Consider the following 13,862-nt stretch of genomic DNA (forward strand, 5'->3'; position numbering starts at 1 on the left):
ACTCAATTCATCCCAGGCAGTTGGACCTTGGGCTTCACATCGTTCTGCACGACGGAAGCCATGGGTGCGACCACTCCCTGGCTCTTGAGCAATTCGCCCATGGTCGCCTTGATTCGATATTGAGTAAATAACTGAATGTTCTTGATTTCCGCCAACCGACGCGAGGCGGTGAACAGTTCATTCTCGCTATCGAGCAAGTCGAGCAAAGTGCGTTCGCCCAGACTGAATTGCTTCTGATACGCCTCACGCACGCTGGCGCTGCGATCGACATATTGCTGGGCGATCGGCACTTGCGCATTGGCGTTGTTCAAGGCGTTCCACGCCAAGCCTAGCTCTTCATTCAGAACACGCAGGGCGTTGTTACGAATATCCAGCGCCTGGTTGGACTGATAGGCCTTGGATTCCAGGTCGGCCTTGTTGCTGCCGCCGGCGAACAGGTTGAAGCGCATGCGCAGCATGGCCTGCCATTCGTTGTTGTGGCCGTCGATGCCGTCCAGGTTGTTGTCGGCGGTACGCCCCAGCTCGGCATCGAAGCGCGGGTAGAAGGTCGACTTGGCGGCTTCGTACTGCTTCTCGGCGGCGACGATGTCGGACTCGGCCGAGCGCAGGATCGGGCTGTTTTCCAGCATCTGGTGCCGGGCTTCGTCGAGGCTGGCCGGCAGCAGGGCCATGAAGCCGACCGGGCGCTCCAGCTGGTCCGGCATCTGGCCGACGGCGCTGAGGTAGTTGGTCTGGGCATCGGCCAGGTTGGTCTGTTCGGTGATCAGGTTGTTGCGCGCCTGGGCCATGCGCGCTTCCGCCTGGTCGAGGTCGGCGCGGCTGCCGACGCCGCGCTGGGTGCGCAGCTGGATCTGATCGTAGATGCGCTCGTGATTGCGCATGTTGTCTTCGGCCAGGCGCACGAACTCGCGCCGGGTCAGCACATCCAGGTACACCTGGGCCACGGTCAGCGCGGTGCGCTCGGAAGTGCCCAGCAACGAGTACGCCCGGGAATTGACGGTGGCTTGTTGACGCCCGACCTCACTGGAGGTGGCAAAACCGTCAAAAACCATTTGCTGGAGACGTAAACTTGACTCGCTGCGGTTCAGCGTCTCCCAGTGATTGCTCGATCCTGCACGGGTGGTCGGGCTGTCGGTGCCTTCACGACCATAACCGCCCAGCAAATCGACCCGCGGCAAATAGCCGCCCTTGGCCGCTTTGAGCTGGTAGTCGGCTGCCAGGCGGCTGTTCACCGCGGCCTGGATTTCCGGATGGACATCCAGTGCTTTCTGCATGGCTTCGGGCAGGGTTTGTGCTTGGGCGAAACTGGCGGCGAGTACGAAGGGTAAGGCTTTGAACAACTGCGGACGCATAGAGGAGGTTCCCAGGACTTCTTGTCCCAAATCACAGCAAAACGAGGCGCTGCATCGGATGATGGCAACCGGAATGACCGTATATCGGAAAGTTCAAACCATGAACTGGGTCACACACTTTTAGACAGGTCGCCGCATGAATATCAATGTGACATTACCTTGACGATTGTTTAGGATGACACTCAGAAGGTCAATAGTTTGGCATATGGTTAATAGCAAAAAAATATAGCCAATTTATTGACAAATATCCGCGTCAAAATCACGTGTTTCTACACTCTGAAGAACGTCCAGACTGCGTCGGCGTATGCCCGTCAGGAACATGGAAGTCTACTGAACGGTACCCCCCGGAGAATCCTCAATGAGCAGTGTTGTTGCTACCGTCAAAAGCATTGTTGGCCAAGTTTTCGTCGTATCCCCGGAAGGGGTTCGCCGCGTACTCGTTGAGGGTGATCGCCTGTATGTAGGCGACCAGGTCGATACCGGCCTGGCGGGCGCCGTCAGCCTGGAACTGGCCGATGGCCGGACCCTGGACCTGGGCCGTGAGACGCAATGGAGCGGCAGCGCTCCGGACTCCAGCACCGACCTGGCCGAGGCCGCCGAGCAAGCCGCGCCGTCGGTCGCTGAGCTGCAGCAGGCAATCGTCGCCGGCGCGGACCCGACTACCGAGCTGGAAGCCACCGCGGCCGGCCCGACCGCCGCGGGTACCGGCGGCGCTGCGGGCGGCGGCCACAGCTTCGTGATGCTCGACGCCACGGCAGGCCGGGTCGACCCGACCATCGGCTTCCCGACCGCAGGCCTCGGCGCGGCGGGAGCCGCGGCGCAAGACACCACCGGTGCGCTGACCACCAATGACAGCAGCACTACCACCGAGATCCTGCGCGATTCGACCCTGAGCCTGAGCGCAACCCCGACCATTACCGAAGCCGGCGGCGTGCTGGTGTACACCGCCACGCTGACCCAGGCGCCGCTGACCGGCCTGACCATCACCCTGTCCAACGGTTCGGTGATCGTGATTCCGGCCGGGCAACTGACCGGCACCGTCAATGTGCCGCTGGCACCGAACGACACCGTCTACAACGACCCGAAAGAGATCAGCGTGGGCGTCACCGGCATCACCGGCGGCGGTGGCCTGGTCGTGACCGTCGACCCGACGCCAGCCGTCACCCAGGTCACGGACACCGTGGACACCACCACCGTGACCCTGACCGCGGGCTCCAGCGTGACCGAGGGTGGCCAGATCACCTACACCGCGACCCTGACCAACCCGGCACAGACCCCGGTCACCGTGACCCTGTCCAATGGCTCGACCATCACCATCGACGCCGGCCAGACCGTCGGCACCGTGGTGGTCGACACCCCGCCGAACGATGTCTACAACAATGGCAGCACGGTCAGCACCAGCATTACCGGGACTACCGGCGGCAACTTCGAGAATCTGGTACCGAACCCGACGCCGGCGGTGACCACCATCACCGACTCGCCGGACACCACCGGCCTGACCCTGACCGCCAACGGCACCGTCGTCGAAGGCGGCCAAATCACCTACACCGCAACCCTGACCAACCCGGCGCAGACGCCGGTCACCGTGACCCTGTCCAACGGCTCGATCATCACCATCGAAGCCGGCCGGACCGTCGGCACCGTGGTGGTCGATACCCCGGCCAACGACGTCTACAACAACGGCAGCACGGTCAGCACCAGCATTACCGGCACCACTGGCGGCAACTTCGAGAACCTGGTGCCAAGCACCACGCCGGCGGTGACCACCATCACCGACTCGCCGGACGCCACCGGCCTGACCCTGTCGGCCACCGGCACCGTCGTCGAAGGTGGCCAGATCACCTATACCGCGACCCTGACCAACCCGGCGCAGACGCCGGTCACCGTGACCCTGTCCAATGGTTCGACCATCACCATCGACGCCGGTAAAACCACTGGTACCGTGGTGGTCGATACCCCGGCCAACGACGTCTACAACAACGGCAGTACGGTCAGCACCAGCATTACCGGCGCCACCGGCGGCAACTTCGAGAACCTGGTGCCGAGCACCACGCCGGCACAGACCACCATCACCGACTCGGTGGACAACACCGGCCTGAGCCTGACCGCTACCGGCAGCGTTGTGGAAGGCGGCCAGATCACCTACACCGCGACCCTGACCAACCCGGCGCAGACCCCGGTTACCGTGACCCTGTCCAACGGCTCGACCATCGTCATCGAGGCCGGCAAGACCGTCGGCACCGTCGTGGTCGATACCCCCGCCAATGACGTCTACAACAACGGCAGCACGGTCAGCACCAGCATTACCGGCGCCACCGGTGGCAACTTCGAACAACTGACGCCCGACACCACGCCGGCGCAGACCACCATCACCGACTCCGTGGACGACACCGGCCTGAGCCTGTCGGCCAGTGGTTCGGTCGCCGAAGGCGGCTCGATTGTCTACACCGCCACCCTGACCAACCCGGCCGGCACGCCGGTCACCGTGACCCTGAGCAACGGCGCGGTGATCACCATCGCCGCCGGCGCGACCACAGGTTCCGTGAGCGTTGCTGCGCCCGCCGATGACGTCTACAAGGACGCCGGCAAGGTCGAAGCGACTATCCAGGACGCCACGGGTGGCAACTTTGAAAACCTGGTGCCGAGCACCACGCCTGCGGTGACGGACATCACCGACACCATCGATACCTCAACTGTTTCGCTGACCGCGACGCCGTCCGTGGCTGAAGGCGGCACCGTGGTGTACACCGCGTCGGTCACCGCTCCAGTGACTGGCTCGCCTGTCGTTGTCACTCTGTCGAATGGCCAGACCATCACCATTCCGGTCGGCGAGTCCTCAGGCACCGTCAATATCACGGCACCTAACGATGCCCTGTCCGGCGGCAGCTCCCTGAGCGCCACCATCACTGGTGCGACTGGAGGCAACTACGAGAAGCTGGACGTCGACGGCAAGCCTGCCGAGACCTCGGTTACCGACACCCCGGACACTACCAATCTGAGCCTCAGCGCGACCGACACCGTGGCCGAGGGTGGTTCGATTGTTTATACCGCTACCCTGACTAACGCTGCCGGTACTCCGGTGACCGTGACCTTGAGCAACGGCGCGGTGATTACCATCGCCGCCGGCGCCACTACCGGTTCTGTCACCGTCGCCGCTCCAGCGGACGATGTGTACAAGGATGCTGGCAAAGTCGAAGTCAGCATCAAAGAGACTGCTGGCGGTAATTTCGAGAACCTGGTTCCGAGCACTACCCCGGCCGTGACTGATGTCACTGACACCATCGATACGTCGACCGTCAGCCTGACCGCGACGCCTAGCGTTGCTGAAGGTGGCGTTGTCGTTTACACCGCTTCCGTAACGGCTCCGGTCACTGGTTCGCCTGTCGTTGTCACTCTGTCGAATGGCCAGACCATCACCATCCCGGTCGGCGAATCGTCCGGTACCGTGAACTTCACGGCGCCAAACGATGCTCTCGCTGGCGGCAGCTCTCTGAGCACCACCATCACTGGCGCCACCGGCGGTAATTACGAGAAACTGGACGTCGACGGCAAGCCTGCCGAGACTTCGGTTACCGATACCCCGGACACCACCAGCCTGACCCTCAGCGCTACCGACACCGTGGCCGAGGGTGGTTCAATCGTTTACACCGCCACTCTGACCAATGCCGCTGGCACGCCTGTAACCGTGACTTTGTCGAACGGTGCAGTGATTACTATTGCCGCCGGCGCTACGACGGGCTCCTTGACCGTGGCTGCTCCAGCCGATGACGTCTACAAAGACGCTGGCAAGGTTGAAGTCAGCATCAAGGATGCTACGGGCGGCAACTTCGAGAACCTGGTTCCGAGCACCACCCCAGCTGTCACCGACGTCACTGACACCATCGACACTTCGACCGTCAGCCTGACCGCGACTCCATCCGTGGCCGAAGGCGGCACCGTGGTTTATACCGCCTCCGTGACTGCGCCAGTCACTGGTTCGCCAGTGGTTGTCACGTTGTCCAACGGCCAGACCATCACTATTCCGGTAGGCGAATCGTCCGGCACTGTGAACTTCACCGCGCCAAACGATGCCCTGGCCGGGGGTAGCTCCCTGAGCACCACCATTACCGGTGCAACCGGTGGCAACTATGAAAAACTGGATGTCGACGGTAAGCCTGCCGAGACTTCGGTTACCGATACCCCGGACACCACCAGCCTGACCCTCAGCGCTACCGACATCGTGGCCGAGGGTGGTTCGATCGTTTACACCGCGACCCTCACCAATGCCGCCGGCACACCTGTGACGGTCACGTTGAGCAATGGCGCGGTAATCACCATCGCCGCCGGCGCCACCACGGGCACCGTAACCGTGGCTGCTCCAGCCGATGACGTCTACAAAGACGCTGGTAAGGTTGAAGTCAGCATCAAGGATGCTACGGGCGGCAACTTCGAGAACCTGGTGCCGAGCACCACCCCAGCGGTCACCGATGTCACTGACACCATCGACACCAGCACTGTTTCGCTGACAGCCACTCCATCCGTGGCCGAAGGCGGCACCGTGGTTTATACCGCCTCCGTGACCGCGCCGGTGACCGGCTCACCAGTCGTGGTGACCCTGTCCAACGGACAAACCATCACCATTCCAGTGGGTGAGTCGTCCGGCACCGTGAACTTCACCGCGCCAAACGATGCATTGGCTGGCGGTAGCTCCTTGAGCACCACCATTACCGGTGCAACGGGCGGTAACTACGAAAAACTCGATGTCGACAGCAAGCCTGCCGACACCTCGGTGACCGACACACCAGACACCACCAACCTGACCCTCAGCGCGACCGACACTGTGGCTGAGGGTGGTTCGATTGTTTACACCGCCACTCTGACCAACGCAGCGGGCACTCCGGTAACCGTGACCTTGTCGAACGGTGCCGTAATCAATATTGCCGCCGGTGCCACCACCGGTTCTGTCACCGTCGCGGCCCCTGCGGACGATGTGTACAAGGACGCCGGCAAGGTTGAGGTGAGCATTAAGGACGCTATCGGCGGCAACTTTGAAAACCTGGTGCCAAGCACCACGCCTGCCGTCACCGATGTGACCGATACCATCGATACGTCGACTGTCAGCCTGACCGCAACCGCGACTGTCGCCGAAGGCGAAACCGTGGTCTACACCGCGTCGGTTACTGCTCCAGTGACCGGCTCGCCAGTGGTCGTAACGCTGTCGAACGGCCAGACCATTACCATCCCGGTCGGCGAAAGCAGCGGGTCGGTGAACTTCGTTGCCCCGAACAGCCCGCTGGCGGGCGGCAGCTCCCTGAGCACCACCATCACAAGCGCTACTGGCGGCAATTACGAAAAACTGGATGTCGACAGCAAGCCTGCCGACACTTCGGTCACCGATACTCCGGATACCACTACCCTCAGCCTGACTGCGACCGATACCGTCGCCGAGGGTGGGTCCATTGTTTACACCGCGACCCTCACCAATGCCGCGGGCACACCTGTGACCGTGACTCTGAGCAATGGAGCGATCATCACCATCGCAGCGGGTGCGACCACAGGCTCCGTCACTGTCGCGGCTCCAGCTGATGATGTGTACAAGGATGCCGGCAAGGTCGAAGCGACCATCAAGGACACCACAGGTGGCAACTTCGAGAACCTGGTGCCGAGCACCACACCTGCCGTCACTGATGTCACCGATACCATCGATACGTCGACTGTTTCGTTGACCGCTACTCCGTCCGTGGCAGAAGGCGGCACCGTGGTTTATACCGCCTCCGTGACAGCACCAGTGACTGGCTCGCCTGTAGTCGTGACCCTGTCCAACGGACAAACCATCACCATCCCGGTCGGCGAATCTTCCGGCACCGTGAACTTCACCGCACCGAACGATGCCCTGGCGGGTGGCAGCTCCCTGAGCGCCACAATTACTGGCGCTACCGGTGGCAACTACGAGAAGTTGGATGTCGACAGCAAACCGGCTGAAACCTCGGTTACCGACACGCCGGACACCACCAACCTGACCTTGAGCGCCACAGACACCGTCGCCGAAGGTGGTTCGATCGTTTATACGGCCACCTTGACTAACGCCGCGGGCACACCTGTGACTGTGACCTTGAGCAACGGCGCCGTGATTACTATCGCTGCCGGTGCTACTACCGGTTCTGTCACCGTCGCCGCCCCTGCAGATGACGTTTACAAAGACGCTGGCAAAGTCGAAGTCAGCATCAAAGAGACTGCTGGCGGCAACTTCGAGAATCTCGTTCCGAGCACTACTCCGGCTGTGACTGACGTCACTGACACCATCGATACGTCGACTGTCAGCCTGACCGCGACGCCTAGTGTTGCTGAAGGGGGCGTTGTCGTTTACACCGCGTCCGTGACTGCGCCAGTGACCGGCTCGTCAGTCGTGGTGACCCTGTCGAATGGACAAACCATCACCATCCCGGTCGGCGCCAGCAGCGGTACCGTGAATTTCGTCGCGCCTAACGACGCACTGGCGGGCGGCAGCTCTCTGAGCACCACCATCAAGGAAGCTACCGGTGGTAATTACGAGAAGCTGGACATTGATAGCAAACCTGCCGAAACCTCGGTTACCGATACCCCGGACACGACCACGCTCAGCCTGACAGCAACCGATACCGTGGCAGAAGGCGGCTCGATTGTTTATACCGCGACACTGACCAACGCAGCGGGCACGCCGGTAACCGTGACATTGTCGAATGGCGCGGTGATTACCATCGCAGCGGGCGCCACCACGGGCACCGTGACCGTGGCCGCTCCAGCCGATGACGTCTACAAAGACGCCGGTACCGTGCAAGCCACGATCCAGACCGCCACCGGCGGCAATTTCGAAAACCTGGTGCCGAGTACTGCACCGGCGGTGACCAATGTCACCGACACCATCGACACCAGCACCGTTTCCCTGACGGCCACGCCGTCCGTGGCCGAAGGCGGCGTCGTGGTCTACACCGCATCGGTCACCGCTCCAGTGACTGGCTCGCCTGTAGTCGTAACCCTGTCGAATGGCCAGACCATTACCATTCCGGTGGGTGAGTCGTCCGGCACCGTGAACTTCACCGCACCAAACGATGCCCTGGCAGGTGGTAGTTCCCTGAGCACCACGATCACCGGTGCAACGGGCGGTAACTACGAAAAACTCGATGTCGACAGCAAGCCTGCCGAGACTTCGGTTACCGATACCCCGGATACCACCAATCTGAGCCTGACAGCGACTGACACTGTCGCTGAAGGCGGTTCGATCGTTTACACCGCGACCCTGACCAACGCCGCGGGCACGCCTGTGACCGTGACTCTGAGCAATGGCGCGGTGATCACCATCGCCGCCGGCGCCACCACTGGCAGCGTAACCGTGGCCGCGCCGAGCGACGACGTCTACAAAGACGCAGGCACCGTGCAAGCCACCATCCAGACCGCCACCGGCGGCAACTTCGAGAATCTGGTACCGAGCACCACGCCTGCGGTCACCAACGTCACCGATACCATCGACACCTCGACCGTCAGCCTCACCGCGACCTCGAATGTGGCCGAAGGCGGTACCGTGGTTTACACCGCGTCGGTTACCGCTCCGGTCACCGGCTCGCCAGTCGTGGTCACCCTGTCCAACGGCCAGACCATCACCATCCCGGTCGGCGCCAGCAGTGGTACCGTGAACTTCGTGGCGCCTAACGATGCCCTGGCCGGTGGCAGCTCCCTGAGCACCACCATCACCAACGCCACCGGTGGCAACTACGAGAAGCTGGCAGTCGACAGCAATCCGGCCAACACCACAGTCACCGATACTCCGGACACCACCAATCTGACCCTCAGCGCCACCAACACCGTGGCCGAGGGTGGCTCGATCGTCTACACCGCGACCCTGACCAACGCCGCCGGCACTCCGGTGACCGTGACCCTGAGCAACGGCGCGGTAATCAACATCGCGGCCGGCGCTACCACCGGCAGCGTGACCGTGGCCGCGCCGAGCGACGACGTCTACAAAGATGCCGGCACCGTGCAAGCCACCATCCAGACCGCCACCGGCGGCAATTTCGAAAATCTGGTGCCGAGCACTACGCCGGCTGTGACTAACGTTACCGACACCATCGACACCTCGACCGTCAGCCTCACCGCGACCTCGAACGTGGCCGAAGGCGGCACCGTGGTTTACACCGCGTCCGTGACCGCTCCGGTGACTGGCTCGCCAGTCGTGGTCACCCTGTCCAATGGCCAGACCATCACCATCCCGGTCGGCGCCAGCAGCGGTACCGTGAACTTCGTGGCGCCTAACGATGCCTTGGCGGGCGGCAGCTCCCTGAGCACCGCCATCACCAACGCCACTGGCGGCAACTACGAAAAACTGGCAGTCGACAGCAATCCGGCCAACACCACAGTCACCGATACCCTGGACACCACCAACCTGACCCTCAGCGCCACCAGCACCGTGGCCGAAGGCGGCTCGATCGTCTACACCGCGACCCTGACCAACGCCGCCGGCACGGCCATGACCGTGACCCTGAGCAACGGCGCGGTGATCAACATCGCCGCCGGCGCCACCACCGGCAGCGTGACCGTGGCCGCGCCGAGCGACGATGTGTACATCGACGCCGGCAGCGTCAGCGCCAGTATCGCCAGCACCACCGGTGGCAACTTCGAGAACCTGGTGCCCAGCACCACGCCGGCCGTGACCAGCGTCACCGACACCATCAATACGACCACGGCGAGCATCAACGGCAGCACCTCGGTCACCGAAGGCCAGGCCGCGACCTACACCGTCAGCCTGACCAGCCCGGCGCAAACCGAGGTCACCCTGAAGATCAGCTACAGCGGCACCGCCACCGACGGCTCGGACTTCACCGGCGTGTACACCGTGAAGATCCCGGCGGGCTCCAGCAGCGCCAGCTTCAACGTCGCCACCCTCGACGACAAGATCACCGAGGGCACGGAAAACTTCGTGGTCAAGATCGACTCGGCCACCGGCGGCAACTTCGAGAGCCTGGTAGTCAGCGGCACCAATGGCAGCGTCACCACTTCGATCATCGACAACGATGCGCCACCGGTCCTCGACCTGGATGCCAACAACTCCAGCGGCGCCACCGGGGCCGACTACAAGGTGACCTTCACCGAAGGCACCAGCGGCCCAGGCGTGTCCATTGGCGATACCGACCTGTCGATCACCGACCCGGACAGCACGATGCTGACCGGCGCCACCATCGTGCTGACCAACCGTCAGCCGGGCGATGAGCTGAACCTGGGCAACAGCGTCAACGGCATCAGCATCAATGCCAACAGCCAGGCGGGCACCATCACCCTGACCCTGTCCGGCAATGCGACGCTGGCCGACTACATGCAGCAGATCAAGAACATCACCTTCACCAACAACAGTGAGGACCCAAGTACCACGCCGCGGACCATCACCGTGACGGTGACCGATGGCAGCAACTACTCCAACGTCGCCACCACCACGGTCAACGTGGTGGCGGTGAACGACGCGCCAGTGGCCACCGGCGGCGCCGTGACCGGCACCGAAGACACCGCCCTGACCCTGACCTGGGCCACCTTCGGCGTCAGCGATGTGGACAGCCCTGCGGCCAGCCTCGGGGTGAAAATCACCCAGCTGCCGGGCGACGGCAAGCTGCAATACCTCGACGGCTCGACCTGGAAGGACGTGGCCAGCAACCAGACCTTCAGCAAGGCCGATATCGACGCCGGCAAGCTGCGCTTCACCCCGGATGCCAACGAGTCGGGTGTCGACGGCTACAACGGCAGCGGCGTCGGCAACCAGCAGGCCGACTACGCGCAGATCAAGTTCCAGCCAACCGACGGCCAGGCCCTGGGCACCACCGGCACCGTGAAGATCGACATCACCCCGGTGGCCGATGCGCCGACCCTGGGCGTGGCGAGCAACAGCGTGAACTCCATCGGCCTGCTCAAGGAGTCCTGGAGCAGCCTCAGCGGCCTGGGCACCAACGGCAGCGGCATCACCGGCGATGCGCTGAAAAACGTGTTCAACAACTCCGGCAACCCGACCAGCAGCACGACGGTGACCAATGCCCAGTCCGACGCCAGCGTGACCGGCGGCAGCGGCTCGAAAACCTCCGGCCTGATCTACCTCGAAGCCGGCAAGACCTACAGCTTCAGCGGTGTCGGCGACGACAGCCTGCTGATCACCATCGGCGGCAAGAACGTGGCCACCGCGACCTGGGGGGCCGGTGGCAGCATCAGCGGTTCGTTCACCCCGACCACCAGCGGCTACTACACCCTGGACATCTACCACGCCAACCAGAGCGGCCCGGGCAGCTATGACGTCAACCTGTCGGTCAATGGCAGCACACCGGTCGACTTGAGCAACGCCAACATCCCGATGTACCCGAGCGAAACCGCGCTGAACAATGCCGGCGTCACCCTTTCCGAGCTGCACGGCAGCAACGGCGAGGGCTACTACGACGGCTACAAGCTCAACGAGGGTGCCGAAGGTGGCAGCGTCAAGCTGTCGAAGATCACCACCGCCCTGACCGATACCGACGGCTCGGAAAGCCTGAGCGTGAAGATCGGCGGCATTCCGGCCGGCTCGGTGCTCAGCGATGGCGCCGGTCATACCTTCACCGCGGGCGGCAGCGTCAGCGAAGTCAATGTCACCGGCTGGAACCTGGGTACCCTGACCCTGACCCCGCCGTCGCACTACAACGGCTCGTTCAACCTGACCGTGACCTCGACCTCCACCGAGTCCCTGGGCGGCTCGGCCAGCAGCACCGCGCAGATCCCGGTCACGGTGTACCCGGCCACCTACAGCGCCAGCGTCGCCACGGCGGGCGACGACAACTTCGTCGGCACCGAGGGCAACGACATCATGGTCGCCGACGTCGCCGGCCTGAACGTGGTGCAAGGCAAGAACTACAACATCGCGTTCATGGTCGACAGCTCGGGCAGCATGAGCGACGCCTCGCTCACTGCCGCCAAGAACTCACTGACCACGGTGTTCAACACCCTGAAAAACAGCCTGGGCAGCAGCACCTCGGGCACCGTGAACGTCTTCCTGGCGGACTTCGATACCCAGGTCAACAAGCAGGTTTCGGTCAACCTCAACGATCCGAACGCCCTGACCCAGCTCAAGGCAATTCTGGACAGCATGGCGTCCGGCGGCGGCACCAACTATGAGGACGTGTTCAAGACCACGGCCAACTTCTTCCAGAGCAGCGCGGCCACCAGCAATACCAACGCCACCAACCTGACGTACTTCATCACCGACGGCAAACCGACGTTCTACCAGACCGGCGAGCAGACCAACCCGATCCTGTACGGCAGCGTCAGGCTCGATAACGTGATCACGACCAGCAACTATCAGCTGGGCGATACCGTCCGGCTGCAACCGGACAGCACGCACCTGATCGATATCAATAGCAGCGGCAGCGTTACGGTATGGACGCAGGCCTGGGGCAGCTGGTCCAGTTACAACGCTGGCACCCTGCATGCCCAGGGCGATGGCACCTATGAACTGTCCGGCCTGGCCGGCGCGGGCAGCTACACCAACAACGCCACCACCACCAACTCCAGCAGCAGCTTCACCCTGCTGAGCAACCTGTCGCAGGTGGAAGCGATCGGCCTGAACAACGATGTCAGCCTCAACGACCTGCGGCCGTACGACACCGACAGCACCCCACAGACCAATATCGACCCGTCGAACCTGGCTGACGCCATCCTTGGCCATACCGAAGCGACCATGCCGGGCGCCGACACGGTCAACGGCGGCAACGGCAACGACATCCTGTTCGGCGACCTGGTGAGCTTCAACGGCATCGCCGGCGAGGGCTACCAGGCCATGCAGGCCTTCGTGGCGCAGAAGACCGGCGTGGCCGCGAGCAGCGTCACCACCAGCAACGTGCACCAGTACATCACCGAGCACTACACCGATTTCGATGTCTCCGGGGCCCATGACGGCAATGACACGCTGCTGGGCGGCGCCGGCAACGACATCATCTTCGGCCAGGGCGGCAACGACCTGCTCGACGGTGGCAAGGGCAACGACATCCTGTTGGGCGGTACCGGCAACGACACGCTGATCGGTGGCGCGGGCAATGACATCCTGATCGGCGGCTCGGGTGCCGACACCTTCGTCTGGAAGGCCGGCGACACCGGCAACGACGTGATCAAGGACTTCAAGGCCAGCGAAGGCGACCGTATCGACCTGCGGGACCTGTTGCAGGGCGAGAGCGCCAGCACCATCGACAACTTCCTGAAGATCACCACGGTGGACGGTACCTCGACCCTGCAGGTCAGTTCCGAAGGCAAGCTCAACGCGGCCGGCGGCATCGCCAACGCGGACGTGACGATCAAGCTGGAGGGCAACAACTGGTCCAACACCAACATCAACTCGCTGATCGCCGGTAGCGACCCGACCATCAAGATCGATCACAACAACAGCTGATCCACGGTCGACCGGCCACCCGTCCTGGGTGGCCGGTTCTTCCCACCGTGACGATTGTGCCGCCACGTCGCATACTCGCGACCGAAGCGCGCCGTTGGCCTATGCTGCTG

The 13,862-nt window shown here is 63.0% G+C and carries 2 protein-coding genes; one reads left to right on the top strand and one right to left on the bottom strand.

Annotated features, from left to right (window positions below; genetic code table 11):
• Positions 1 to 2: 2 nt before the first annotated feature.
• Positions 3 to 1,352: a TolC family outer membrane protein gene (locus BM019_RS29720; protein ID WP_009041571.1), complete on the bottom strand. Its 1,350-nt coding sequence runs from the start codon at positions 1,350 to 1,352 to the stop codon at positions 3 to 5.
• A 358-nt stretch (positions 1,353 to 1,710) separates the two neighbouring features.
• On the opposite strand from BM019_RS29720, the gene BM019_RS29725 reads away from it, so the two are divergent.
• On the top strand, positions 1,711 to 13,752 hold the full coding sequence (locus BM019_RS29725; protein WP_092422560.1) for a retention module-containing protein: 12,042 nt from the start codon (positions 1,711 to 1,713) through the stop codon (positions 13,750 to 13,752).
• Positions 13,753 to 13,862 lie beyond the last annotated feature (110 nt).

The sequence above is a fragment of the Pseudomonas sp. NFPP07 genome (assembly GCF_900115645.1).
In the GTDB taxonomy this organism is placed as follows: Bacteria; Pseudomonadota; Gammaproteobacteria; order Pseudomonadales; family Pseudomonadaceae; genus Aquipseudomonas; species Aquipseudomonas chlororaphis.

Coding starts and splice junctions, on each gene's coding strand:
- BM019_RS29725 (WP_092422560.1), top strand. CDS start 1,711: ATGAGCAGTGTTGTTGCTACCGTCAAAAGCATTGTTGGCCAAGTTTTC.
- BM019_RS29720 (WP_009041571.1), bottom strand. CDS start 1,352: ATGCGTCCGCAGTTGTTCAAAGCCTTACCCTTCGTACTCGCCGCCAGT.